Annotated in this window: 24 protein-coding genes and 1 pseudogene; 14 read left to right on the top strand and 11 right to left on the bottom strand. The window is 45.8% G+C overall.

Translation table 11 applies throughout. The features are described 5' to 3' along the window. Nucleotides 1-198: 198 nt before the first annotated feature. The 4 genes from IQ260_RS07245 to IQ260_RS31430 form a co-directional block, all read right to left on the bottom strand. Nucleotides 199-552 (bottom strand): hypothetical protein, encoded by a 354-nt coding sequence (locus tag IQ260_RS07245; protein WP_193992200.1) that lies wholly within the window; start codon nt 550-552, stop codon nt 199-201. A gap of 186 nt (nt 553-738) precedes the next feature. After that, complete coding sequence (locus IQ260_RS07240; protein ID WP_193992198.1) at nt 739-1,410, bottom strand: hypothetical protein; 672 nt, start codon at nt 1,408-1,410, stop codon at nt 739-741. Between the two features lie 167 nt (nt 1,411-1,577). Further along, nucleotides 1,578-1,805 (bottom strand): hypothetical protein, encoded by a 228-nt coding sequence (locus IQ260_RS07235; protein WP_193992196.1) that lies wholly within the window; start codon nt 1,803-1,805, stop codon nt 1,578-1,580. 36 nt (nt 1,806-1,841) lie between these two features. After that, entirely contained in the window at nt 1,842-1,976 is a 135-nt protein-coding gene (locus tag IQ260_RS31430) for a hypothetical protein (protein ID WP_265579505.1), read from the bottom strand. Between the two features lie 299 nt (nt 1,977-2,275). Here IQ260_RS31430 and IQ260_RS07230 point away from each other — a divergent pair, with 299 nt between their 5' ends. Together IQ260_RS07230 and IQ260_RS07225 are read left to right on the top strand one after the other, a co-directional pair. Next, the gene (locus IQ260_RS07230; protein WP_193992194.1) at nt 2,276-5,011 is read left to right on the top strand and encodes an AAA family ATPase; all 2,736 of its coding nucleotides are present in this window, start codon (nt 2,276-2,278) and stop codon (nt 5,009-5,011) included. 147 nt (nt 5,012-5,158) lie between these two features. Continuing rightward, nucleotides 5,159-6,415 carry a hypothetical protein gene (locus IQ260_RS07225; protein ID WP_193992192.1) on the top strand — a complete coding sequence of 419 codons (1,257 nt, stop codon included), beginning with the start codon at nt 5,159-5,161 and terminating at the stop codon, nt 6,413-6,415. A 95-nt stretch (nt 6,416-6,510) separates the two neighbouring features. Here the strand turns inward: IQ260_RS07225 and bchB are convergent, their stop codons facing one another. Both bchB and IQ260_RS07215 read right to left on the bottom strand, forming a co-directional pair. Further along, nucleotides 6,511-8,037 carry a ferredoxin:protochlorophyllide reductase (ATP-dependent) subunit B gene (bchB, locus tag IQ260_RS07220; protein ID WP_193992190.1) on the bottom strand — a complete coding sequence of 509 codons (1,527 nt, stop codon included), beginning with the start codon at nt 8,035-8,037 and terminating at the stop codon, nt 6,511-6,513. A gap of 34 nt (nt 8,038-8,071) precedes the next feature. After that, nucleotides 8,072-8,335 (bottom strand): hypothetical protein, encoded by a 264-nt coding sequence (locus tag IQ260_RS07215; RefSeq protein WP_193992188.1) that lies wholly within the window; start codon nt 8,333-8,335, stop codon nt 8,072-8,074. 30 nt (nt 8,336-8,365) lie between these two features. On the opposite strand from IQ260_RS07215, the gene IQ260_RS07210 reads away from it, so the two are divergent. Beyond that, nucleotides 8,366-9,187, top strand: coding sequence for a tetratricopeptide repeat protein (locus IQ260_RS07210; protein WP_193992186.1), 822 nt, complete (start codon nt 8,366-8,368; stop codon nt 9,185-9,187). A gap of 99 nt (nt 9,188-9,286) precedes the next feature. On the opposite strand, the gene IQ260_RS07205 is transcribed toward IQ260_RS07210, so the two are convergent. Further along, nucleotides 9,287-9,676 (bottom strand): hypothetical protein, encoded by a 390-nt coding sequence (locus tag IQ260_RS07205; RefSeq protein ID WP_193992184.1) that lies wholly within the window; start codon nt 9,674-9,676, stop codon nt 9,287-9,289. 83 nt (nt 9,677-9,759) lie between these two features. Here IQ260_RS07205 and IQ260_RS07200 point away from each other — a divergent pair, with 83 nt between their 5' ends. The 4 genes and pseudogenes from IQ260_RS07200 to IQ260_RS07185 all read left to right on the top strand — a co-directional run bounded on the left by IQ260_RS07200 (nt 9,760) and on the right by IQ260_RS07185 (nt 13,076). After that, the gene (locus tag IQ260_RS07200) at nt 9,760-10,146 is read left to right on the top strand and encodes a 4a-hydroxytetrahydrobiopterin dehydratase (protein ID WP_228015663.1); all 387 of its coding nucleotides are present in this window, start codon (nt 9,760-9,762) and stop codon (nt 10,144-10,146) included. 87 nt (nt 10,147-10,233) lie between these two features. Continuing rightward, nucleotides 10,234-11,358 carry an alpha/beta hydrolase gene (locus IQ260_RS07195; RefSeq protein WP_193992182.1) on the top strand — a complete coding sequence of 375 codons (1,125 nt, stop codon included), beginning with the start codon at nt 10,234-10,236 and terminating at the stop codon, nt 11,356-11,358. A gap of 159 nt (nt 11,359-11,517) precedes the next feature. Then, nucleotides 11,518-11,763 (top strand): annotated as a pseudogene (locus tag IQ260_RS31835) (GNAT family N-acetyltransferase); the annotation flags it as partial. After that, nucleotides 11,760-13,076: an aromatic ring-hydroxylating dioxygenase subunit alpha gene (locus IQ260_RS07185; protein ID WP_193992181.1), complete on the top strand. Its 1,317-nt coding sequence runs from the start codon at nt 11,760-11,762 to the stop codon at nt 13,074-13,076. The pseudogene IQ260_RS31835 and the gene IQ260_RS07185, both read left to right, overlap by 4 nt. Before the next feature lie 94 nt (nt 13,077-13,170). Here IQ260_RS07185 and IQ260_RS07180 read toward each other — a convergent pair whose 3' ends face one another. Both IQ260_RS07180 and IQ260_RS07175 read right to left on the bottom strand, forming a co-directional pair. Continuing rightward, entirely contained in the window at nt 13,171-13,419 is a 249-nt protein-coding gene (locus tag IQ260_RS07180; protein WP_193992180.1) for a hypothetical protein, read from the bottom strand. Nucleotides 13,420-13,683: 264 nt separating this feature from the next. Beyond that, complete coding sequence (locus IQ260_RS07175; RefSeq protein ID WP_193992179.1) at nt 13,684-14,649, bottom strand: integron integrase; 966 nt, start codon at nt 14,647-14,649, stop codon at nt 13,684-13,686. 283 nt (nt 14,650-14,932) lie between these two features. On the opposite strand from IQ260_RS07175, the gene IQ260_RS07170 reads away from it, so the two are divergent. The 7 genes from IQ260_RS07170 (at nt 14,933) to IQ260_RS07140 (ending at nt 21,023) form a co-directional block, all read left to right on the top strand. Next, nucleotides 14,933-15,742: a hypothetical protein gene (locus IQ260_RS07170; RefSeq protein ID WP_193992178.1), complete on the top strand. Its 810-nt coding sequence runs from the start codon at nt 14,933-14,935 to the stop codon at nt 15,740-15,742. Nucleotides 15,743-15,774: 32 nt separating this feature from the next. Further along, a complete protein-coding gene (locus tag IQ260_RS07165) occupies nt 15,775-16,272 on the top strand; it encodes a hypothetical protein (protein WP_193992177.1) in 498 nt (165 codons plus the stop codon). Between the two features lie 137 nt (nt 16,273-16,409). Next, on the top strand, nt 16,410-17,255 hold the full coding sequence (locus tag IQ260_RS07160) for an HD domain-containing protein (protein ID WP_193992176.1): 846 nt from the start codon (nt 16,410-16,412) through the stop codon (nt 17,253-17,255). A gap of 280 nt (nt 17,256-17,535) precedes the next feature. Continuing rightward, the gene (locus tag IQ260_RS07155; RefSeq protein ID WP_193992175.1) at nt 17,536-18,618 is read left to right on the top strand and encodes an SGNH/GDSL hydrolase family protein; all 1,083 of its coding nucleotides are present in this window, start codon (nt 17,536-17,538) and stop codon (nt 18,616-18,618) included. A gap of 475 nt (nt 18,619-19,093) precedes the next feature. Then, nucleotides 19,094-19,801: a DUF4349 domain-containing protein gene (locus IQ260_RS07150; protein ID WP_193992173.1), complete on the top strand. Its 708-nt coding sequence runs from the start codon at nt 19,094-19,096 to the stop codon at nt 19,799-19,801. A gap of 433 nt (nt 19,802-20,234) precedes the next feature. Next, nucleotides 20,235-20,537, top strand: a complete 303-nt coding sequence (locus IQ260_RS07145) for a type II toxin-antitoxin system HigB family toxin (protein WP_193992171.1) — start codon at nt 20,235-20,237, stop codon at nt 20,535-20,537. Nucleotides 20,538-20,615: 78 nt separating this feature from the next. Beyond that, the gene (locus IQ260_RS07140; protein WP_193992170.1) at nt 20,616-21,023 is read left to right on the top strand and encodes a helix-turn-helix domain-containing protein; all 408 of its coding nucleotides are present in this window, start codon (nt 20,616-20,618) and stop codon (nt 21,021-21,023) included. Nucleotides 21,024-21,509: 486 nt separating this feature from the next. Here the strand turns inward: IQ260_RS07140 and IQ260_RS07135 are convergent, their stop codons facing one another. Beyond that, nucleotides 21,510-24,359 carry a beta strand repeat-containing protein gene (locus tag IQ260_RS07135; RefSeq protein WP_193992168.1) on the bottom strand — a complete coding sequence of 950 codons (2,850 nt, stop codon included), beginning with the start codon at nt 24,357-24,359 and terminating at the stop codon, nt 21,510-21,512. A 1,081-nt stretch (nt 24,360-25,440) separates the two neighbouring features. Further along, nucleotides 25,441-26,545: hypothetical protein (locus IQ260_RS07130; RefSeq protein WP_193992165.1), on the bottom strand; the 1,105-nt coding region annotated here is incomplete at its 5' end.

Genomic DNA, 26,545 nt, shown 5'->3' with positions numbered 1-26,545 from the left:
ATTTGAGCCGTGAAATGGATGGGCTAGACATGTCTAGATGCACCTAGATTGCTAGAGGGCATCGTCATCCTAAGACTGATGCTTCAATCCCTGCATCAATTATTAAGATATGTATGCGTTCGCCCTGCTGTTTGACACCAATGTTGGTGTCAATAACACAGTGAAGTGCTGAGGCGTTTTCGGTTACTTGCGTATCAGTCATCGTTCACGGTCTTCGCGGATCAAATCGTTACTATCAGGTAGACCAAACTCCAAAGGATTTACCCGGGGACGACGACGGATGCGAGTCAAGATTTCAGACACAGCAGAACGGGGTTTAGCGGGTTCGGTAGCTATGAGATTTAGCGCAGTTAGTCCTATCTGAATGTTCGGATCAGTCTCCACTTTCTCTAAGTCGATGTGGTTGTCTAGGGGGGAGGGGCTGATCGTTGCCTCTGGATTTGTAAGTACAACAAAGACGGTGACCTGTTGTCCTGCTGTACCAGGAGGCAAATCAATTTCAATACGGTTGTCAGGAAGAACGGTGGTAGTGAGGTGGATGGCGGGTTGCATAGTCGACTTTGGGTATATGTATCTGGGTGTCTAGTCTAACTTTAGTTTTATTTAGCTAGGTTTGGATAGGATCTGGATAACAAGCCTTGCCCTAGGTCGCTACAGGCAGACAGTATGTGGATGATGGCTGCGCAGGTTCTAGCTGGGCGATTTTATCTGCGATCGCACCGCCCTTATGCACCGCCTTTATTCTGTTGCTATAAACGTTCTCAACGCGGGTGGCACAGGAATACTTTGCACCCCTGGCAGGCGCAGATTATAAAACGTGTCTGACTTGAGTTCAGCCTGCAAAAAATAGGATGACTGGCTGCTAAAAACCAGTTCGCAAACGCTGCCTGTCATCAGGCTTAAGTCTTGGGATGAGATGCCCACACCCATTTTATGAGAGTTGATTAAAACATTGGGTAAAATACCGATAGCTGTGCATAGCGGACTGTTGGTCTGTTGAACGCTATGTTGCTTTATATATTTTTCAAACGGAATGATGTTGCTTTCTGCCACGAGTGGTAAATAGTGCCCAGAAACAACAATAGACTGAGTTTTAATAATCAATCCTGCCATACTATCTGTGGTCTCTAATTGCGCTTCAATCAGCGTGGATGTATCGGCTCCCAGCACACAATTTTCGGTTAGCAGCAGCGGTGCGGCTAGAGTTAATAGAACTGGCCGAGGAGCTGTGTCAGGACTAACTTGAATATCTGTCTGGGGCTGGGCGAAGATAGCCGTAGACCCAGATAGAACAATCGTATCGCGTTCAATTTGTTGACAGTTGCCAGCTGTATGGCTGTTGTTACCATCTATGGCCGTAGGTGTGTGGGCGGCGCCAGCTGCTTTTGCATTGATTGTTTCAGCGGCCATCGGCGGGATGAAAACACCTAAGGATAATACGGATGATAATACTACAAGGCCTTTAACTACTCTCTGTGTTGATGTCATTGTCCTATAGTTTCAAGTAGATTCAAATAGTTTGCGTCAACTGTTGGCCAGCAAATCGTTGGGTACTGCTGGCCATGGAATGGTGTTGATTACAGAGCTTCATAGAGCGAAAGAATTGCGATCGCACAGCCAAATGTCAAACCCAGCTTAAATATCCAAGGAGCATGGGTCGTTAAAAATGCCAGGGCGGCCTCTGCACCAACGGCAATCACCAGCAATAAGCAGATGATAAAAAAGCCGTATAGCAGGATAAAAAATCCTTGAAGTAGTTTGCCCATTAGATAATACAAACGCGGGTGGTGATGAGTCCTACGCATAAACCCTCCTAATATTGCAATTTTTAGAATGACTCTTTAGTCATCACAGTTAGGTAAGACAAAGGTAACTACCGTTGTTTTAGGCTTGTTGGGTTTAGGCTCAGGGGACTTGCCAAGCGTCATCATCACTAGAGCACTCAAACCAAAACCGATCAGCATCTCAGGAGACATCGTAAATTTTCCTTGTAGTAGATTTTGCCGTTGTTCAAAGCTTTGAGCTTTGTGTCTATATCATGGCAACCGGAAAATCTGTTCTGACACCCTTAAAGTCGTGAGGTTTAGTCATTTATCTGCTGGATGCGAACTTCGCTTCATCATAAAAAGTCATAGGGTGTGGCTGACTTTTTTAAGCAGCTGTCGTGAAGTTAGTACAAATGATTATTAAAAAAGTCATATAGCCCCTCGAAAAGTCATATGACTTACAGTAGACTCCTGACTATACAGGGCTTGTGTGTGTCTACTGGGAACCTATGGAGCTTGAGCTATCGCTTGATGATGTCCTATTTGAGGACATCTTAGATTATGTCAATCACTGTGTGCAGGACTATACCGGACGTTTATTGACTGAAGTTGAAACCGCTATACTACGGCTGACTTGGGAAGAAAATTTGTCCTATGCCGCTATGGCTAAGCGTATGGGCTATGCCCCTAGCACCCTGCGAGGAGTATATGGCTATGCCCTATGGCAACTATTGAGCAATGTCTGGCCTAGCGAAGGAAAGGTTAAAAAATCTAACTTCAACCGAGTGGTAAAACGCCGCTATCAAGACTGGCTTAAATCGCAACAAACTGTTCACTCGGCCCCGATAGCTCCTCTAGCTAATGAGCCATCTAATAATCACCTGCTAGAAAGAGATACCTTAGCATCTCGTCTTCTAGAGATGATGGACTCAGGCTATCACTCAATTATCCTAACAGGGCCAGCTGGAATCGGGAAAACCCATTCACTACGCACCCTTCAGTCGGAGCCTGGCAACTATTTTACGCATATTATTGAGCACCCCACTCACGAATTACCGAGCTGGCGGGTTTGGCATCAGCTCCTGTTTTCGTCTAATCAAGATTGCTACCAGACACCGCCGTCAGAGTACCAACTGCGTCAGCAAGTAATACAAGCTCTAAATCAAACGCCTTATCTGATTATTGTTGATCAAATCGAACGATTTTTAGATGAGCCGCAATACAATCATTTTTTTAATGACATCAGTGCAGCCGTCCATCAACAAAGTTGCTTGCTCTGGTCTAGCGACATCATTCCCATTGACTTCGATCAACGCATCGTTACCTTAGAAACTATTGAAGGTTTGTCATTTGATCAGGCCCAGGGGTTTATTACTGAACAATATCCAAACCTTGAAAGCTCAATTAGTCAAAATGAAGAACACTGGCAACAAGTAAACGAGCTGTGTGGAGGCCATCCTACTCTTTTACATAGAGTTATAGATACTATTCAATCATTCTATAACAACCAAATTGAACAGTTTTTTGCTCATCTTTTACCCCTGTCTCCGTCTCTATCCAAGTATTTTGACGAACTTTTTGGCAAGCTATCAGATCCTGAGAAGGTTTTACTTTATTGGCTGGCGTTGCGTCCCCTATCCTGGCTTGAATTAAGGCAGTGGCTATCGTTTTTGCCGTTTGATGAAAGTCAGTTGATGGAAGCTTGGCAGATGCTGCAAAGGCGGCATTTGATTCGAAGCTCTTCTGAAAGTGATGGAGCCCAGCGGATAACGCCTCGATACTTTGGCCTTTACGTTATTGATACGTTACGGGAAACATTTACACGGGAGCTAAGTGAAAACAATCTTAGCCTTTTCCATAGCTATCCCATTGTTTTGCCCCAGGCGTCTTTTCAGCAGCAGGAGATCCTACACAGCTACTTGTTAAAACCGCTTGCGGCTGCGCTTAAAAGACAGTTTTTGCAACAGGATTTACCTGCTAAGTTTGATCATTTACTGGGCCTGCCATCTGCTTTTGATCCATCCCATAGCTTTGCGGCGGGTAATCTCTTTAATCTAGCTGTTGCCATGGGGCTGTCGGTGGCTAACGTTGACTGGCGCAATCACACCCTGTGGCACGCTGATCTGACAGTGCCTGGCCTGAAGGATATTGACTTTCAAACCTGCCAATTTAGGGCGGCTGTATTACCCACTGGACTACAGGGACGACTGGTAACAGCGCTACATCCCACTGGGCGGACCCTGGCCATTGGTGACCAACAGGGACTGGTGCAGGTGTATACGTGGACTGGTCATCGCTTTAGCCTGGATTGGTCCCATGATCTGGGCCTGCCTGTCCAGGAAATTGTAATTACCGATGGCAGCAAACTGATTGTGGCCACCGTGGAGCAGATTCAAATTTGGGATGCGATCGCACATAAAGAAACCGTCTACAGTGCCCACCTTGAAACCGTCACGTTAGATAGCCTTGCCGTTAGTCCCGATGGCCAGCGGCTAGCGACAGGCCTTAGTGACAGTAGTATTCAACTATGGAATTTGACCTGGGGCGAACCAGAAGGTGAACCCCTACTGGGAGCCAACGATAGCGTTAAGAACATAGCCTTTAGCCCCGATGGTAAATCTATTGCCGGGTATGACAACAATAACCAAATTATCGTTTGGCACCAAGACCCTGAAACAGGCGCATATGGAGTCGCATCTGTACCGTTACCACTCAATCCCTACGGCAATTTTCTAACCTTTGAGTGGACTGATACTCAACTTAGGGTCATTGAAGCAGTTCCAGAAGTAGGTCGCCAAGGCCATGTATTCAAAGTGGCCATTCGAGCCTTTGTAGTTGCCAAAGAAACTCTAAGTGACGACTCAATGCCGTTAGATGTTCAAGAATTAACCTGTGGTCCTGTCCAACCTTACTATGCCGTCTTTAGCGGCGATGGATCGTATTTAGCACTGTGCGATGTCGAGCACACCGTAATGGTTTGGGACCACGCTACCTCACGACACAAGGGAGCCATTCAACTCTCTAGCCCACCCTATGCCCTAAATATCTGTAACGGTGGGCGTATACTACTTTGTCAGGATGAACACAGAATAAGTCTTTGGGACCTTACGCAACAACGATGTGTGCAGATATGGGATGCCGTCAGTGATCTAGATCAATATCACAACTGTAAATTTTATAAAGAACAGGGACTTTCCAGCGATGAACTGATGACTGTGCAGCGCTTAGGAGCCACTGTATGCTGAATAGCACCTGTCATAAATTTCAGTTTCTTTGATGAATTTTTGATACGGTTGGCAAAAACGCTGAATCGGACTGGATTTCCGGTATATTTTACGTTATTACATACGTAATACTTCCCTAAGAACAGATCCAACGAGATCGAGTGTTCCATGTACTGCCACGACGGTGAGTTTTTTGCAAATCGACAGGCTACTAGAGCTGAACGTGAGGTTTATAGTTACATTCGCTGTTTGGCAAGGTTAGAAGACTCAGAAGAAGCAATTGAGGCATTCTACAGCCTTCTTTTTAAGGGTGTGGTCACCCAGAGTCAATTTGATTCTAGCTCCGTTCGGACTGCGCTGGTATCGGTGGTAGACTCCCCCGATGCTGATGACATCTTGCCCTATGTGATCAATCGGTGCTTTTACACCATTGGCAACCCCTGGCGGCTGGAAACGCACCGACATGGGGCGTTGAGAGACCTTGTTGACGGGGCAAAGAATCTGCCTGAGCGGCGACCCACTGGCCGTCAGGTGAGGCGGCTGGTGGGTGCTATGGAGTCGTACGTCAACAACGGCAATCTGTACGTTCCTTTGCAGCGTCAGATGCGGCTGCTGTCGGAGGAGGCAGCCGATACTACAGAGAAGAAAGATTCTTTTGGCAACTGTTTTAGCGATTACTTTTTCATCTACGAGTCTGCCGCCGTTACCCGTGATATTCCTTTGCACTACCGCAAGAGCATTCAACAGCAGCGACAAAAAAAGGCTAAACAGATCAATCAGCAGCTTAATGACTATTGGCAGGCGCACCGTCGCGGTGAAGCAGGGCAGGGGCTCAACTCTACTCGCCTTGACCATCGGCAGTTAGTGGATGCGATTCATACATTTCATCCAAACCGTAAAAATAGCTATCGAAATCAGGCCAGGACGTTTGAAACCGGTTTAGCTGATTTTCGCACTACGGGAGACTTTGTCGATCCGTTTTATGACTATATTATGGAACCGCTGGTGGCAGCTGATGCCCGCTATCAGACTAACCGCTTTAGTAAGCTGGTCAAGGATGTATTGCTGGATACCGCTGGGCTGGGCAAGACACCTTTGACTGGAATTTCAATCAACCAAATGTGTACCCGTCTATTGAAAATGCTGGTGAGCAATACGGTGGACCGACCTGAGATGGCGCATTTTAGAAGGCTAGTTGAAACTCTTGGAGCCAAGGTGATCACGGCTGTACTGCTCAAGATAGTTTTGTTTAGACGAACCATTCGCTCTTGGTTTGAAGACCGCTTTGGTATTTTGTTTCATGTGCGAGAGTCTTGCTCCTTGGATAAAATATCCTGGCTAGTCGATTCGTTTGAATATATGAATGTGGCGTTGGCGCTAAATGCGCCATGGATCAATTACATGCCTAGACCGGCTCAGGGTTAGATTTGGCAATTGGTCAGCAAATTACAACCCCAGCGATGTTCAATACATCGCTGGGGTTGCTGTGTTTAAGCTGTCAGGGAGATGTTGGCAGCCAACTAAGCGCCGACGGCTTCTTTGGCTGCGTACATGACTTCAGCAGTAATCTCGGTATGACCTTGCTCGCGGGCAAATTTTTCCGTATTGCGCTTGACTTTGCCACGGACGAATCCGGGCACTCGCTTGAGTTCGGTCAAACCATCGGGACTCCAGTTGAGGTCAGTATCGGCAGACAGTGTCTGGGTGATGGCTTCTTTGGTGTCGTGACCGCCAAAGATTTCCAGCAGGTGGTCTTCCATACCCAATGTAAATGAGTTGTAGATTAGGTCTACCAGCTGGTTAGCACCTTCGTAGCCGAGGAAGGGCCGGTAGCCGACGGGGAAGTTTTGGACGTGGATAGGGGCGGCGATCACACCGCAGGGGATGTTGAGGCGTTTGCCCACGTGACGCTCCATTTGGGTGCCAAAGATGGCGGCGGGTTCTAGCTGGGCGATTTTATCTGCGATCGCGCCATTATCTTCACTAACTAGCACCTCATCGCAGTAGCCCTCCACCTCCTGACGGAACCAGGCTTCGTCATACTTACAGTAGGTACCGGCTAGCACCACCTTGAGACCCATTTCTCGGGAAAGCACCTTAGTCAGGGCTGCCGCGTGGGTATTGTCACCAAAGACAACGCAGCGCTTGCCGGTCAGGTTCTGACAGTCGATGGAGCGGGAGAACCAGGCTGCCTGGGAGGCAAACCGAGTTTGGTCGTCAATAAACTGGTCATAGTTGGCATCCACACCGCGCTCATTTAGCAGCGTTTGGATGGCACGGATACAGCGGGCCGTTTCCACCACACCCATGGGGGTAATGTCCACATAGGGCATCTCAAACTCACGCTGCAGATATTCAGCCGTGAGTGAGCCAATTTCCCGGTAGGGGATCAGGTTAAACCAGGCCTTGGGCAAATTCTTTAGCTCGTCTACCGAAGCCCCTTCGGGGATCACCGCGTTGACTTCGATGCCCAGGTCCGCCATCAGCCGCTTAAGCTCAGTGATGTCGTGGTTGTTATGGAAGCCTAGGGTGGTAATGCCGATGATATTTACCGAGGGCTTTTCTGTTTTCCCTTCAGGTAACGTGCCCTGTTTAGCCGCTTTCTTAAGATAAAATTCAACAATTTGCTGTAGCGTCCGGTCCGCCGCCTGTAGTTCATTGGCGCGGTAGTGGTTCACATCCGCCAGCATGACATCGCCCTCGGCATCCAGCTGAGCCCGCTCCACAAAGTTGGCCAGGTCCTCTTGCAAAATGCTGGAGGTGCAGGTGGGCGTCAGCACGATCAGGTCAGGATGCTCTTCCTTATCCTTACGGGTAATGTTATCGACTACTTTTTCCTGGGAACCTCGGGCCAGTACATGACGGTCAACAACACTGGTGGTTACCGGCGTAAAGTCCCGCTCGCGGGAAAGCATGGAGCGCATGACATTAAAGTAGTCATCTCCCAAGGGGGCATGCATGATGGCATGAACATTCTTAAATGAGCTGGCAATACGCAAGGTGCCAATGTGGGCAGGGCCTGCATACATCCAATAAGCCAGTTTCATAAAAAGCGCTCCAAGAAAAAAGATCTGGGGTAGGTTAGGGCAGCAGCTGCCCACCCCTCAGAATATGGGACTCCTCTGTAAGTACTTGCCATTGCTCAACGATTCGCAACGCTTTGTAAGAATGGGTCACACTCAGCGGAGTGAATGATTCTGTGAGGTCGAGAAATAGGTCAGGAAAGACGATATTTAAAGTTGATAAAACCCATTCAATGCCAGTCTTGAAGTTTCCATATAGTTGCCAATACCATCCAGATTGTTCTGGAACGATGGCAATACCGTGTGGAGTATCTCTTAACAACGTTATTCAGTGTTCCTTTAGGAGGCCACCATGCGGTCTATAGTTAGTAGTCTAGGTTTAATGGGTGTATTGCTAGGATTGGCCATGCCCGTGTCAGCCGAGGTGCTGCTACAGGCCGGTGCGACGGAAACAAAGCTGGTCACCTCAGAGTCTCATCGGTCTATGCGGCATCAGCTGACGGCTGAAGCGGGGAAAACGGTGGCGATTAAACTGAGGTTGGCTAACAACAATCCTGGAATTGTTAGTCGAGTGGCGGTGTATCAGGCTGGGAAGTATACGCCTCTCAAGGTGGAGAACCAGGTGAGCTATCGCACCGTTGACCCGGCGCAGAAATCAAAGATTAGTCATCTGATTGTGCTAACCCTCCCTGGCGAGAGCGCCAGTGGTGAGGTGAACTATGAAATTGAGCCCCTATTTGACTATGATGGGTCGCCTCAGTTTGAGGTCGACCGTGAGACAGCAGAGCATGAGACGGCAGACCGTGAGACAGCCACGGCTGCGGTGAATCTGCCATCGACGGTGCGCTATCGGATGACGGTGGCGACGGCGACAGTGTCTCAACGGCTGTTGTTGGATGCCCAGGCTCGCCAGACCGAGCAGGATTATGAGGGTGCGATCGCACTCTATACTCGAGCCATCAATCTCAATCCTGACATTGCCGATTTCTATGCTCAGCGAGGTAGCGCCTATCTCGCTCTGGGCGAGCAGGAGGACGTGTCTCCTGCGGTGCAGCAGGCCATTGTGACCGACTGGGAAACAGCCGCTCAGCTCTATGAGCAGGTGGGCCATGGTACAGCAGCCAATGCGCTGCGTTCTCAGCTCAGTCAGGTTGTTGAACAGAATAAAGACTAAATTGTTGAAGCCAACATTTTTGTTGGGACATTCTTATCGGGGCATCTCTTTGCAGGTGCCCCATTCTTTTACTGTGGATGAAGCTGAGGTGGATAGAATTTATTCAACAACGCTGGTTTGGATGAATCCATAATTACCTGGATTAAAGCGCACATGGATCCAGGGCTCTCCAGTGTCAGCTAGAATAAACTGTTGAAGCACAATGACCCTAGCCGGTGGATCAAACGTCGAAGTATCGCCATACCCTGGGGCTAGCCATACGGTCGCAGATTGTCGAAGTTCTGCCAGTTGATAAATGGTACGGATATCCTGGATCTCATCCTGGTAAAACTGTCGGAGCTGGTAGGCTTCCTGGCAGTCTGTTTTTATCGCCGGATCGATGATGGCGGCACATCCTTCAGCCGTAGGGGTAAATAGGGCTTGAGCTTGGGCGTTTTTAGCCGTTACAGCGAGCAAAGCTGCAAGGGTGGCCAGTAACAGAGCTTTCATAGGGGGGCTGACATAGATGTATTTCTGTATCTTAATGGCTACACTATCTAGCGACTATACCCACGGTATCTAAATTGTGTCTGATGAACGGTATGCTTAATTTTTTGCTAATTGCCAGCCTTCTTACCCAGGGAGTGACAGATAGCTTTATTGACCTCACCCAAGTGAGCCAGAACAGAGAAGTTAAGAACAGTCTTACTCGTCTGAGTCCCATGGCGATCAGACTCCGGATGCAGAGTTTACCTGATTGGACAACAGATGGCGAACGTCTTTTTTATACCCGCACATTTACAGATTTTGTTGAAGCGATTGACTTTGTTAACACTCTGGTAGAACCTGCCGAACAGCTAGGTCACCATCCCGATATTACGATCAGCTACAACCGAGTTTCCGTTGAGCTAACTACCCACGATGCCCAGGGAATAACAGCGCTAGACTTTCAACTTGCAACCAAAATCTCTCAGCTATAATACAATCGCTACTGCGCGACGCCCGAAATATTAACCGCTGTTGCTGAAGCAAAACACAGTAGATGTCTAGGGGGCGCGTTTCTATCGATGACTACCTCGCGTAGATGGTTATTTAAGGTGGGCTACGGCGTACTATTTGCGCCAGTTGGATTAGCTGTCATTTTGGTCGTGCTCCATTCTTTGGGGGCTATCAATGCCTGGGGGTTTCCCCTTGTCCATGTGGGAGTATTTTGTTTGTTTGGGGGCAGCAGCTGCCTTGTCGCTGCCCAGTTTGTGGGCAGAAGACCGGCTCAGCGAGTAGCTGCTAGCCAGCGACGCTGGCTGGGCTGGGGGCTGGCAATTTTGCTAGTTATAAACGTGCCCACATATGGGCTGGCTTACCAGATGACCCATGTGCGGGCACCAGGACAGCTGGGCATCGGTGTGCCTAAACCTAAAAATGCTAAAACACCGTCAGATCGAGGCCTATCGTACGCCACACGTACGATTCCCATCAGTTCATCCCAATGGTTAGAAACCTGGGAAATTTCTGCTGAGGCATCCACTCCTAGGGGGACCGTGCTGCTATTTCCAGGGAATTTGGGGACTAAAAGCAGCCAGCTGATTTCACCAGCGCAAACATTTAGCAGTCTGGGATTTGACACTGTTCTAGTGGATTTTCGAGGGGTGGGTGGCTCTAGCGGCAGCACCGTTACCCTGGGGATTGACGAGTCTGAGGATGTGGTCACCGTATATAACTATTGGAAGGAACAGCAAGGCCGTGGGGATGCTCCCATTATTCTCTACGGTGTGTCCATGGGGTCGGCGGCAATTTTAAGAGCGATCGCAACTCACAAAATCAATCCTGATGCCATCATTTTAGAGCTGCCCTTTGTGCGTCTGGTGGATGCGGTCAAAAGTCGTTTGCGCCACCATAAAATTCCCACCAATCCAACGGCTGCACTGATGGTTTTTTGGGCTGGAATCCAGCATGGTGTTAATGGCTTTGGCCACAACCCCATCAGCTATGCTAAAGCCGTTGATTGTCCCGCTCTTGTCATTCATGGAGCCCAAGATAAATGGACTCCGGTTGATGATATTGAAAGCCTTGTGAATAACATTCCCGCTTCAAAACAGCTGGTAGTGTCCCCGGAGGCTGGCCACCATCAGCTCATTGGCGTGGATCGCCCGCTGTGGGATGCCAGTGTCAGTAACTTTTTGAAAGCTATTTAGACGATGTCTTGCTCAGGGCAACAGCGGCCCTGCCTCAATTATCCAAAGATGAAAGTTACGAGTTAGCGCAGGCCAGAGAAGATGAAGGACAAGAGGCGTTTCTGGCCTCAATACTCCTCAAAGGTGACCCTGGCAAATACCTGATATTTTCTCAATTTTAGAAAACACAATCATGGGTATGCAACAGAGGCATTACTCGCGGTAAGAGACTGGTTGTTTTGTTACACAGATATTGAGCGAATTGAAGCAGGAGTGACGCTACACAATATTCCCTCATATCGTGTCCTGGAAAAAGTAGGATTTATCCGTGAGAAAATAGTTGAAGGCAATTGGAAATGGTATGACGAAGTCTATGATAGTGCTTACTACTATCTGCCTAAAATATCTGGCAATGAATCAATATGACAGACTTAAAATTTAACTTTTTTCAACATTGGTACCCCATCTCACCTATCGAAGATTTAGATCCTGAGCGGCCCACCTCGATTGTTTTGCTAGGGCAGAGAGTTGTTGTGTGGAAACCCCATGCTTCAGAGCGATATTGTGTATTTCTTGACCAGTGCCCCCATCGTTTAGCACCTTTAAGTGAAGGCCGTGTAGATGAGAAAACTGGCCATCTAATGTGTAGCTACCATGGCTGGCAGTTTGATGCCCAAGGCGCTTGTACCCACATTCCCCAAGCCGAAAATCCTGAGCTGGTTACGAAAAATCGCGAGCACAACTGTGTAGCGGCTCTGCCAACGCAGGAAGCCAATGGGTTACTTTGGGTGTGGCCTGATGCTGAGTCTACGGCCCTTGCCCATTCTCAGCCCTTGCCACTTTCACCCCAGGTCGATGCCAAACGCGGGTTTGTCTGGTCCTCTATGGTGCGTGACCTTGAATATGACTGGCAAACGTTAGTTGAGAATGTTGCCGATCCCTCTCATGTTCCATTTGCTCACCATGGTGTACAGGGTAACCGTAACAAAGCTAAACCACTTCCCATTCAAATTGTAGAGTCAACCCAAGAGTGTATAGAAGCCAAGAGCGAGGGTGGTCTAGAAACCCGGATTACGTTTACGCCTCCCTGCCATCTGGAGTACGCCATTAGTTTTGGTGGTGAGCGACAAGTTGGACTAGTGACGTATTGCATTCCGGTATCTCCAGGCAAATCTAGAATTGTGGCTCAATTCCCGCGTAACTTTGCCAAACGGCTACACGATTGGACACCGCGCTGGTGGAACCATATCGCTGTGCGCAATTCAGTGCTAGATGGCGATATGATTTTGCTACATTACCAGGAGCGAGAGTTACAACAACGCGCAAAAACGGAGAGTTGGAAGACGGCGTATAATTTACCCACCAGTGCAGATCGATTGGTGATTGAATTTCGTAAGTGGATCGATCGCTACTGTCAGGGACAGCTACCTTGGGGAGACATAGACACCTCAGTCCAGTTGCCGAATCGACAACAGGTTCTTGACCGCTACCATCAACACACCATCATTTGTGGAAGTTGTCGTCAAGCACTCAACAATGTGCATCGTTTACAGATAGGTCTGTTGGGGTATTTCTTTGTTGCACTGTCAGTAGCGGCTGTGATACCTGACAGGTCGCGTCTTTGGATTAGTTTGCCTTTAGTGCTGACGGCACTAATTGGCTTAGGTATTTACGCAGGTCTGAAGTACTGGTTAGAGCCCAAGTTTTACTTTGTAGACTACATTCATGCTGAGCGATAGAGAGACTTTTACATAGACGGGCATTGCCGAGCAGTGACGGTTATTCAGAAGGCTTGACCCACTCTACAGCGGGTACCAGCAATGCCCATTGAGCCTATGGTTTAAGCGCTACCCGTTTGGTCAAAATAGCCATAACTTCATTGGGGCGTCCGGTGGAGATGGGTTTACTCCAATCGTTGGGTTCGGCATAGTGTTTGCTATGCAGCTCTTGGATGGTGAGCCGAATGCCGGTAAGGGAGCCAAAGAGCAGGTGGCGGACGGTTTCGTATTGATGATCGGGTAGCGGATCGGTGCCGACAGATAGTGTGGACGCAACTGCGCCCTGGGTAATATCGAGAAACATAAGCTTTGGTCTCCAGACGTTTGGTAAGAAACCAAAGCTCAAATTTAGCTGCCCCGATTATGTGATGCAAACCGGGGCAGCAATAGGATAAAGTATCCCAAGCCTCGGACTGCTAGACCCAGCCGGGGTTAGCCAGCGGTGCGGTGGTGTCAACACCGCACCGCTGGTGCTAAATATTGAGCTTTGTGGTCATGCCCACAAGGGCGTGAGAACTAAGGTACCGCTAAGACATTTGTGAAGTCAAGCCAAAAATGTTGCAGTTGATTACGAATCTAATGGACTTCTTACTCCATGTCCGCCACGATTAAGCACATGGGTATAAATCATTGTTGTCTTAACGTCTTTATGGCCGAGCAATTCTTGAATCGTGCGAATGTCATAGCCATTCTGTAACAAATGAGTTGCAAAGCTATGGCGAAATGTATGGCAGCCAACTTTCTGATGGATACCCGCTTGACGGACTGCTTGTTTAACAGCTTTTTGCAAACCTGTTTCATGCAGATGATAACGCTGCCACTGACCTGTTCGAGGGTTTTTAGAGAATTTTCCCGAAGGAAACACATATTGCCAACCCCATTCCCGACAGGCATTGGGATACTTTTTAGCCAGGGCAAATGGCAAATCAACAGCTCCCTGACCTCTCTCTAAATCCTGGTTATGCAACCGTTTAACACTTTGCAGATGTTCTTGTAAGGGCACTACCAACAGATCAGGTAGCATGGTCACCCGACTTTTCATGCCTTTGGTGTGCCGAACAACAATTTGATGTTGAGCAAAGTCAATGTCTTTAACCCTGAGCCGTAGACATTCAATTTGCCTGAAGCCACATCCGTATAAGAGCTGTACCACCAGGCGATAGACACCTGAAAGTTGCTGAATAACGGCTCTTACTTCCTCTCTTGATAGAACCGTGGGAATGTACTGAGAGCGCTTAGCCCTAACTGCATCAAGATTCAGGTCTAGGTCTAGCTGCAGAACGGTACGGTACAGAAATAGTAAGGCACTCAGCGCTTGATTTTGAGTCGATGCAGCAACCTTTTCTGTAACGGCTAAATGCGTTAGAAAGGTTTCAATTTCTGGACCTCCCATCTCTCTGGGGTGCCGCCAGTCATGAAATCGAATATATCGCTTAATCCAGTTGATGTAACTTTTTTCGGTTCGATACGAGTAATGTTTTATACGAATAGCATCACGGACAGCTTCCAGTAAGGTCCTCGGCTTAGGTTGCATATGAATGACTACATAAAAATCATAGAACTCCTATGTAGCAATTATCACTCAATAGTTCATTTGAACCAGTAAAGATACCTTAAAGCTTTCTGGATAACTCCGAATCTGAGGGTATTATCCAGAAATTTTCTGGGCGATACGCCTATAGGGTGATTATCCAGAAACTTTCTGGATAACTCCGACTGGGGGGTATTTATCCAGACAAAGTCTGGATAAGTCATAGTTAGACAGTCATTTTGTGTTAGCAACTTTCTAGTTCTAATTAAGTTAGCGATCTTTAATTATGGTGAATCCCATCACACGCCTTGTTGCATTTATTGAGAAAGTCAATGCCTCTCCTGAGAAATTGGGAAACCATATCTTGCACACCTATGTCGCACTACGTTGGTCGATGGTTGGCTTAGGTCTTATTCTGCCGCCGTTGCTTGTGTTTGGTGGACTGAACAGCTTGTGGTGGCTTTCAGAGCCTTTGGACGTTCAAAACTCTCTAAGTGCCTACTACCATGCTGGGCCGGGGTTGGAGTGTACTGCACTTGAAGGGGGATATCGAGATTTGTTTGTTGGTCTTTTGACTGCTATCAGTGCCTGTTTGATTATCTACAGTGGTTTTAACTCTCTGGAAGAATGGTTGCTAAACTTTGCTGGTGTCTTCCTTGCTGGTGTCGCCTTCTTCCCAACTAGCTGGCCCGAAACCCAACTGCTAGTAGAGATTTGTGAGAAGACTACCCAAGACTTTCAACCATTCCAAGCATCTAAGTTGTTCGGTCTACCTGTATCGCTCCACGTGGCCTCGGCTGTGTTATTCTTCTTGACGATTACGGCAGTCAATGTTCTCACAGCTATGAACACTGTCAAACGCATTAAAAACGAAGCGCAGAAGCGTTTCTGGGAAGGAGTTTTTAAGTTTGCCATGTGGTTGATGCCGATTTTTATTGGTCTTGTCCTGTTAGTGAGACTGTTCACTGGGACTAGTATTATTGGGGAGCAGCTCATTCTATGGATCGAATGGGCGGGTATATGGTCCTTTTCCCTTTACTGGCTGCTCAAGAGCATAGAAATTCTTAGTACTGGTGTCGAAGGTGACTGGGTTTAAAGCTATTAAAAAAGATCTTTGCAGGTCAAAGTATGGAACTTATTGGAAAAGCTTGGATAACTCAAGACATAAAATTATGGAGTGCTTTGGCATTAACGGTGCTCCTGATGCTTACCATTCTAATGGTAGCTAGTCGCTTCCACTTGCCCCTCCTTGATAGAATCTCTAGTCCGAACAAAGCTCGAGATAAGATAGAAGAAATGGATGCAAGGCAAAGGAAAGCCCACGTTTGGATTACCGCAACATTAGATGTTGCATTGCCTCTATCCTACGGCTACCTCTTTGCTGGCACCGCACTGCGTTTTTTTCCAAAATATGGTGCCTATCTAATACTGCCTGCCCTATTAGCGATTTTAGTAGACCTGACAGAGGGTGGGATCCAAATATTAGCGTTGACTTCAGTAGCTGATTTACTTGAACTTAAGAAGTATGTCACTCCTTTAAAGTTTGGGCTTGTTGTTCTTGGAGGCACCATTGCAATTGCTGGCCTAGCAAAAGGGATTTGCAGCAATTTTGGATTCTTCCCTTAAAGCTCCCTTTCTGAAGGTTCATTATTAGGCGATCACTCCTCAGCATAGTTAACATATAGTACTGGCCAGTCCGCTTGTAACACCGAGTAAAGTTATAACCCTTAGTGCATAAGCTATCTGGCTCGCAAGAGAGATTGATGAACACATCATCAGATCAGCAACATCCAATAGGATCATTAGAGTGGGCATCCAATAATTCTGGAGCTCTACTCGCAGCAGAAAAAAAATCTCTACTTACACCCATCATAAAAACTGCTGTTGAACTTGTTTTGGGTGGACTGCTCTACAAGCTAGGGCTTTATCCCAATGGCACAGGGAAAATCGATTTAGAGTCCATCACTGTCCCTGATTCTAAAATCGCACGGGAAGCCGAACAAGAATGTTTAAGTAAACTTTCACCTGAAATCATTACTCATTCATTAAGAACTTTTGTTTTTGGCATGGCACTTTCTCAAGTGGAAGAAGTATATAAAAAATTAGATATTGAGCATTTCTATGTTACTTCCTTGTTACACGATATCGATATCGAGTCTAACAATACTAATAATTGTTTTGCGGTTTCCGGAGGTCAGCAAACCTCTTTAGTTGCTCATCGCTCTGGGAAGTCAGAAAAGATTAGCAAAGATTTAGGTAATGCCATTTCCCAGCATATTACTCCAGGTGTAAATAAAGCCTATCCTGGTTCTCTTGCTGCCCTGATTTCAGAAGCCTCTCTTTTAGATTTATCTGGATATAAGATCTGGAAACTAGATCAAGATTTTGTCAAAGATGTTGATAAGAATGATTGGACTCACATCTTCAAGGAAAATGGCCGTGCTCAGTTAATTGCTCAACTACCCTCTCATACCACTCAGCAATCAAGACTATTTTTAGCCAATTGCTGGAACAATCGAGCCTTAGCTTTTCCCCACGGACGGGTTGCCTTGTTAGAAAACGTTTGGCCAGGTCTGAGCCATTTCATTCGTTGTAAATGCTTACGCTAAACCTGAAACAGAATTTCACTTCTTCTAAATTCAAGAGTCTCCATGAAGTCAGAGACTTTGGAAGCATCTACAAGATTTTGTGAATTAGAGGCTGAATGAAGTTTAATTTTCTAGAAATTAGAAGGGAAAAATCACCTTTCCGTGATACTTTCGGGTTGTTACGAAATTGTGTAACATATAACTGTGTAAGACACTCGATGATACTGCAACTCACACAAAATTTTGCTACTAGGCCATTAGCGTTTGGTAGGTTTTCACTTACTCAGTAGAGGCTAGATACATGGCAGAGAAAATTACAATTAATGAGCTGATTTCCATCATTTCCGAAGGTCTTGACGATGGTGCGGATGGAGAACAGACAATTGAGCGGTTGTTTAAATTGATCACGCAAAGTGACATGGAGGAGTCTCCAGAACCTCCAGGAATGCTTGACATGGGTCAATCTTTACCGCCAAAGATTCGGATCAATACTGACGAAATCGCCATTCCGCCAGGTGGCGAAATTGACAATAACTTGACCGAGAGGTTTCATGAAGCCTTAAAGACCTGGCGGCAAAAGCGTTATGACCGAAAAGTACAGTTATTTGAAAGAACTCAATGGGATCTTGTCAAGATTGTCTCTGAGGGAGATTCATGGTTTCAATACCCGTTGGTGCGAAACGATATCATTGACCAAATATTTGAACCTCGCAAGAATTTCATCTTTAATAGGGACAATCCCTATGCAGTTTTTAGCCTAGGTAATGCAGGGGCTAGATTAGAGGAAATGGTACGTGAAGCAGAATACATCCAGGCTTTGCGAGATGTGAAACCATCCTGGTTTATGTTAAGTGGAGGAGGAAATGACTTACTCGATGAAGGTCAAGGATTTGAAGATCTCATCGTGAAGTTTTCTGATGCGGATAGCCAACGTGAAATCGAGGATGAAGAAATCAAGGATTATATTATTCAAGACAATTTAGATAACAGACTCAAATTCGTTATGGATCTTTATCAAGAAATATTTGAGAGGGTTACGCAAGAGGCAGAGTTCAATAGCATAAAAATCCTTTGTCATGGCTACGATTATGTAATCCCTACGCAATCAGGGCTCATCCTTGGGGCTCCAATGAAGGCAAGAAATAATATTGACAATGAGAATACAATGTTCAAGGTCATAAAATACATTATTGATCGTTTCAATGATGAGCTAATTAGACTAGTTAAAGCTCAACCAAATTTCGAAGGAAGATTCTTTTATGTGGACTGTAGAAACGCAGCTAGTAAGAGTGACTTTAATACGAACCCAATAGATGACTTTCACCCAAGTAGTGAAGGTTTTAAGAAAATTGCAGATAGGTTCTTAGCTGTTCTAAACAACTAGGGCATATTGTCAGTATTTCTCTAGTAGCGTTAGCAAGAGGATGGATAGATTTCTTTAGCCAGGTAGGGTGAGATAGCACCGCTTCCAAATCATTCCGCTTGACGACTAATACTCTCTTCGTTCCCTAGTCAAGAAAGCAGCGGGGTCCGGCCCCTGCTGCAACGTCTATTTGCCTATCGATATATTTTGAGGAACGCACTACCTTCATAAATCCCTCAAAGCGGCGGATAATGCACCAGACCCTGCTGCCTAACTCTACGCAGGAGCGGACGGAATATACAACTAAACATCGATGCAAAAATACCGACCGCCGCTCAGCTCCTCGTTAGACAGATAAAGTTGCACCTTGATATCCTATTTAGGATTTATAGAGTCTAAAGGAATTGGCTAGAGCCTTATACCGATAAAACATGACCTGAAGCATACCCAACCCGCTAATATCTGTGTATTAATATCTGTGTACAAGGAGGTACCCATGGGAGCTTTTGATATTGCTACTGACAATATAAAATCAACCGTACAAGATGATAAGACACTAAGAAACTATGAAAAGGTACTTGCAGAGGCAGGGTTGAGCAAAGAGCAAATTGAAAGTTACACATTAGAGCAGCTTGACCAGTATTTAGAGACTGCGAATAGCATTATTCAAGCTCCTGAAGCTTTGGGAGTTGCAGAGTTCAGCCTTCTTGGTGCAAGTACAAAAGTAACTGTACTTCCTCTAGTTCTTAGTCGAAAGAAGATGATTTTAGATAGGATAAATCTTCTTAGGAGCCAAGAAAAGATTGTGTCTCTAAGAGATTTGGTTAACAAAAAAGTCGGTGATGATGAGTTGCGCTTAAAGTTGGTTGATGAGCTTCAGACGCTTGAAGATGAAGCTCAGAAATTAAGAGAGCAGTCCACCAAGGTTGAGGAGGCGTTAGAAATAGAAAAGAGTAAAAGAGAATACGAAATTACTAAAATGGAGATGCTCGAACGACGTTCAAAAGTATTTCTTTCTTTTTTGGAAAGAGAATCAGCTGCTACGATCACAGGTATAATTCTGCTAATTATGATAACAATCGCGCAAATTTGTGCTTTGTTTTTTAACATTCCACCATCAGACATACTAAATAATGCTTTTCTTCTAATTCTTGGATACTTCTTTGGCCAGACGACTGGGACAGCTACTGCGCGTAAAAATTAGTAGTGAAAAGCAACTGCTGCAAAGTGGCTCTAGTTAACGAATAGTTGAAAATTTGAATTTATGAACCCATTCACGACCTAGCATAGCTTCTAATATAGGCAATGTCTGGTTCCCCTGCTGCCTAACCCTACGCAGGAGCGGACGGAATTTACAATCCAGGCATCGATCCCAAAATATTGACCGCCGCTCAGCTCCACATTAGCTGTCTGTCTGCGCCTCATGGTAAGGGCAATCATCATGCGTTTCGGAGTCGCCCTAAAAATCCTAGTTTTACTAATGTTGCATTGAACTTCGCAATTCGCTAAGATTGATTCGTAGTGAATTGGCAAACGACTAAATAGCTACAGATGGCCAAATCTTCGGTTAAGTAAAGTAACCAAATGATTATGCATCACGTGGAGGTTTACTATGCCTTACTCTGACGTCAGTACTTATGCATATCATTACTCGTTCTCGCCTTGTAGAGTTCTGGGAGAAGCATCCTGATTCAAAAACTAGTTTGCTTCTTTGGTACAAGCTAACGATTACTGCTAAATGGCAAAATCTTGTAGAGTTACGTGAGATTTTCTCTTCTGCTGATCAGGTTGAGAACTTTACAGTTTTCAATGTTGGTGGTAATAAATACCGCTTGATTGCCTTCATTGATTACACATACCAAAAAGTTTTCATCCGTAATGTTCTCACTCATGCAGAATATGACAAGGATGATTGGAAGAAAGACATTTGGTACAAGTAGGATTTTACTGGGTCGCCGCCAATAACGGGCGTAAAGTTCATATAATTGGGTCGCCGCCAATAACGGGCGTAGAGAATTATGTTTGCGACTGACTCCAGTAGTTACATTGAGCTTCTGAAAAAGTTTCCACCTCGTCCTATTAAGTCGGAGGAGGAGCTATTTGCAGTTCAAGAAGTTATTGATACTTTACTTGACTCTGGTGAAATAACGCCAGAGAAGCAAGACTACATCAACGTATTAGGTATACTTGTTCATGAATATGAAGATGAGCATGTATTCATTCCAGATTTATATGGTGTTGAATTACTCAAGGCTCTAATTGATGAGTTAGGGCTTAAACAAAAAGATTTAGTCAACGTTTTCAAAACTGAGTCAATTATTTCCGCAATTCTTAATGGCCAGCGTAAATTTACTGTGGAGCACATTGAAAAACTGTCTGATTTTTTCAAGCTCTCTCCATCAGTCTTCTTTCGTCGGTCGCTATAAGTTCGTAATCAATCAATTTGAAGCCATTTAACGATAAACAGCTAACAACTGCAGTGCAGCGGATTGTTGAAGGGTTTTTAATCCATTGAAAAAGTTGCTGGCAACCTCTGACCGCAATCGTTATACAGACAAAATCATGGCAATCTAAAGCCATCTTGCATAAAGCATGGAGTTATGGAATACATCGACGGAATACCAATTTACACACGCGAAAAGGCTCTTACCAAGACATCCGAACACTTCAGATTAAGATACGGCGATCCTCAGATTGTAATAAAGGCTATTGAGTATTTAAAGCAAAATACTACTGAAGCACTTCGAGAAGCTGTATTTTTCCATTAAATAGAGCGAAAGGCGACATTCAAAAAGAGTAGAAAAAGCTAATTTGTGGCTAAACCACGTCCAATTTGAAACCCGGATTTTTAGCTTAAGGAAAAACTGTGGATCTGGACGCGGTTTATCTTGTGTAACTAGGCCTCACAGCCATCAGGGGCAAGGAGCGACTCCCGCCGTACCCTCTACAAAGTCCGCATTGGTGTCAATATCGTCGGGGTTAAAGGTACCAACATTCCTGGCGGTAACATTTGCCTGGTCAATCACTTGAAACTGACCGGCCCCATTGCTCACGAGTTCAAAGCCATCGCCGCCAGGAGTGGTAACACTGTTGTTATCGAGTGCCAGGCAGACGTCTGTATCAGCCGTATGCTCAATTCGCACGCCATCAGCGCCAGGATTGGTAATCGTATTGTCGGTCACAGTCGCAGTGACGTTGGCATTATCTTCAATTAAGGTGAGTTCAATCCCGTCATCACCGGCATTGGTAATGGTATTACCCGTCACTGTAATATCTGCCGTGGCATTTTCTTGAATGTCATTAAAGACAATGCCCTCTTCTCCTACGTTCGAGACTTGATTGTTGAGGATGTTAATAGTAGCATCGGCATTATCTTCGATAACGTCAAATTCGATGCCTTCTGTTCCCGCGCTGAGAATGTTGTTCTCTGCGATGGTGATATTTGACACGGTATCGTTTTCAATGTCATCAAAGAGAATGCCTTCTTCATTAGCAACAGTAATCGTATTGCCGGTCACAGCAATGGTCGCGTTGGCACGGTTTTCAATATTGTCAAACTCAATCCCGGTCTCATTACTGTTAATTTGATTGTTTTCAACGGTAATCGTTGCGATCGCATCATTTTCAATGTCACTAAACTCAATACCTTCAAAGGGTATATTGCTAAGTTGATTATTGGCGACGGTAATGGTGGCATTGGCATTGTCTTCAATATTGTCAAACTCGATACCATCCCCCCCTGCGATCAGCGGATCTACATTTACGGCATCAATCACATTGTCTGAAACCGTAATCGTCGCAACCGCATTACCTTCAATGTCGTCAAAGAAAATACTGTCGAATTGAGCATCCGTAATTTGATTATTGGCCACCGTGATATTGGCAGTAGCATCTTCCACAATTAAGTCAAATTCAATACCCTCTGCACCAATGGTGTTCAAGGTATTATCTGCAATCGTAATCGTTGCAGCACCATTACCTGCAATGTCATCAATGAAAATACCATCTTCTTGAGTATCGGTAATTTGATTGTTGGTCACAGTGATATTGGCAGTGGCGTCTTCAAAAATCCCCTCAAATTCAATGCCATTTTCACCAATAGTATCGAAGGTATTATCGGCGACGTCCACGGTAGTATCATCCATTCCGTTAAGGACACCAAAGAAGATGCCATCGTCAGTTGTATTCGAGATTTGATTGCGAACAATCGCCACCGTGCCATCAATATCAGGCAGGTTAATACCGACATTGGCATTGGTAATGGTATTATCTTCAATCGCAATACCCTCACCATTCGCCACAATGCCATCGGCCCCCGCCGGATCAATCGCCAGGCCTGAGACCAATGAGTTGTTGCCGATGGTTGCCGTGCCGCTGACGGTTGGCAAGTTGCCGCTGCCAGATCCTGGCAATATCACTTCCCCAAACTGAGTATTTAACAGCTGGGTAGGCCCTACTGAGCGCACGTCTACCCCATCTGGCAGTGTAAAGGCACCGCCTGCATCACCCGCCTGCACATAAATAATGTTGTCGGCGTTGGCTGTGGCAATAGTAGTGGCATTGGCAATAGTATCGAGCGGCGCTTCAAACGTACCCGTCGCTGTGGCTGCCCCTGTAGTCGGGTCGACATGATGGAAAACAAAAGCCTGGTTCGTATCTGGGTTTATAGCAATAATGCTGGCTTCGAGAATCGAAACATCCGTTCGTTCCTCGACCAAAACAGTATTGGTACGCGCAATGGGTTCTCCTGCTCTGGCCCACAGCCGCGCTTGTGAATTCTCTTCCGTATCAGATGGACGTTTTGCTGGGGCTCCTAACAACGCACTCACTGAAAAGACCGCATTCGTTCCAAATACACCGTCATTCTGAACGCCTAGACCAACACGCAAGTTGTTTTGAACGCGGTAGTCCAGTGAGGCCCGAATACCTAAACTAGTTTGAGAGGCTTCTCCCCCCAAATAATACACGCCGCCTCGCCCCCACAAGCTACTCCTTTCACCAAAGTCAAACAGCTCAAGGCCACCGTCGAGTGACACGGTGGTGACGGCAGCTTGTATCTGATCAACTTGCTGCTCATCAAATGCCAATTGATTACCGACAAACTGAGGGTTTATGGCTTGGGTCTCGCTGGCAACCACCTGACGGGCATTATCCAAAGGCAGGTTGGCATTGAAGGTTAAGTCCCAGTTATCTCCTAGTAGCTCAGTGCCAATGTTCGCCTGGGTAAAGGTGTGATCGCCCGTACTGCGAGCATCTAGCCCAGCATAAGTACCCCATATTGTGTTGTCATTTAGCAGGGCTCGGTAGCCAGCTTGCAAGCCACCGCCAAAGTCGCCGGTATTATCTACACTCACACGGCCATCAATAAAGGTGACATTTTGCCCCGGCGTTTGAAACAGCGGGAGAAAACCACCAAAGCTACTAAAGCCCCTGAAGCCAGCACCTTCGTTGTAGTTGAGATTGAAGAAGGGTTGCAGACGGAGCGCAGCAGCTCCTGTCTCTGTTGGAATTGTTTCTGGGGTAGGGGGCTGGGCAGTCTGAGCGATCTCATCGACGGAAACCGGTGTGGCGATTCTCCCAGGGAGAGGCTGCGCCATCGCTTCAGCTGAAATGGCCAATATACTTGCTAAAGATAAGCAAGAACTCAGGCATAGCTTAACGCCTTTATTGCCAGTAATCCGTAGCTTTTGAAAACATTTTGAGAGACGAGATAGATTTTTGACATCCTGTGTGGGGATAATGGCGACACCATTGACTGTCATGGGATTTTCCTGTTGTGAATTGTTGTGAGCTATCGATATTTGAGCCTTGACCACATCAAAACCAGCGTCTTCTCTGAAGAAAACTCTCGGGCTTGAAATTGATTTGGCTTAAATAAATTGGCGTACTCTTTAGAGGTCAACCACGTCCAAGTTGAAACCTGTAGCTTCCTCTACGGAAAAACTCCAGTTCTGGACGTGGACAAGGTTTATCTAGGTCCTTAAAGAGCCACGCAGAAGATTACTTCCACTTATGTTGTTTGGATTCCAGAAATCATGAAAAAAATGTTTTTGGAATCTAGAGTGAGAGGATATTGACACACTTAAACGCCTTTATTAGAGGCTCATAAGTGTTGTTTCAAACATTCTTTTTGAGGTAGAGCACAAAAAATAGACAAACAATTGCTTTTCAATGGCAATCCTGTACGTGAGATTTTCACGTATGCATAAAGCTGGATACGAATACAATTGATTGTCAGTTACGGATACGAATAATAGTTAAACTTGGATGACTTTAATTTTTAGCATTTGTCGAATGTTTTGTATCTAAAATAGACAAACCACCACAAAGCCATCGCTCTATACACCAAGCCTTGACGTCCAACGTGAACCTCCTCATATCATTCAATAGTTACCTCCTTAACTATCAATACGAACGAGGGGGCGATTTGGATGAAAAATATTTAAACTGATCTAAAAGCCAGCAAGCTGTAGGGTACGGTCCTTGCTGCGACTTCAATACCTCACCAATAAATTTTGGGGACCGCACCTTGCTCATAGATTCCTTGACGCAGGAGATCCCAGTTTAATTCTGAGGCGGACACGGACAAAGCTTCTGACTTTGACGCCTAACCTTGCGCAGCAGCAGACGAGATGAGCGATTTGTAGTGTTTTATAGTTTATTTTTCCTGTTATTTAGGAAAATCAAATAGGCTGCTAGCGTCTTCATAGTGAAAGCACCAGAACCTAGAATGCCCAATCATTCCCTACTCAGAGTAGTCATGGGCAGCCTAGGTTCAGTACCTCATCAACTGACACAGGAAAAAGCCAGTCGCTTTTTCTTATTTTCTTTCAGTTGCTATGCTTAGTTCAATTCGTTCAAAGCTCTGAAATCTAGTCCTATTAACGTACTACCGAATCCCAGGATTGACACCCAAACGATGAAGTTGGTAACGGTCTGGATCGTCATAGGAATAACCATTGTTTCAGGCTTAGCTGGATTAGCGGATAGTCTTGCCAGAGAAGCAAAGTCCGAAAACCGAGAGAATATCTCATAGGTTATGCTTACCCCTGTGGTATCTGGAGACTTTTCGTCTGCCCTCTTCTCTGCGATCGACAAAGAAGCAAGAGCCAGAATCAAATCACCCAAACTGGCCAAAGCCCAAATAATGATGGTTGTATCATTGAAACGTCTCATCCGCTGTGGTTCTTTATTAGGGCTAAATGTACCAACAAGAAGCGTAACTAGATCCATAAACACCAAGCCTCCACTCCAGATCCACGATAGTGTCTCCGTAGATTCTACCGGTTTGTCTTTGAAATCTGTTGATCGTGTGAAAGGCACACTGAACCCCCAGCTGATGAGACTACCAGTCAAAGCAAGATATTCAAATACCTTTTTATGCGGGGCTAAGTCTGGTGCGTCATCAAACCCCAAAGGATCAGGATCTAACTGTATATTGCAGGTTTGAACCCATAAATCTGAAAAAGTGGTAACCGCCGTAAACCATGCCTGTCGCTTTAACTCTAACTTGCTGGGTTCGTCATCATTGTCATCAGGCTGTGTATCTGTTAGTGCCACCAACGTTGCCTGCGCCTGATCGTTTGGCTCAAGCGGCACAACATCGGTAAATGGCTTTTCATTGGTAGTTAGCTTGAATACTATTGTGGCTGGAATCGCCAGCAGCAAAGTAGATAAATTCAATACCGTTAGCTTACCTGCACCAAGCAGCTTAAACAGGTCTGAAATAAAGGGGATTTTTATTTCAGCATTCAGCAAATTTTTAAGCTGCTGGATCGCTTCTCCAACAATATCTAATAGCCCCAGAGCCACATTTTCTACTGCTGATAAGGACTGAATGATGGCATCTCTCAGAGCCTCCACAATCTCAATCACTGCAAGCTGCGGTTGCCGAGGATTTTCAATCAGTTTCTGAATGCTTTCGATCAGGCCATCAGATACTCTTAGC

The organism is Leptolyngbya cf. ectocarpi LEGE 11479 (genome assembly GCF_015207065.1).
Classification (GTDB): domain Bacteria; phylum Cyanobacteriota; class Cyanobacteriia; order Phormidesmidales; family Phormidesmidaceae; genus Leptothoe; species Leptothoe ectocarpi.
Note: the sequence above shows the minus strand (reverse complement) of the source record. Positions and strands in the feature narration are given on the sequence as shown.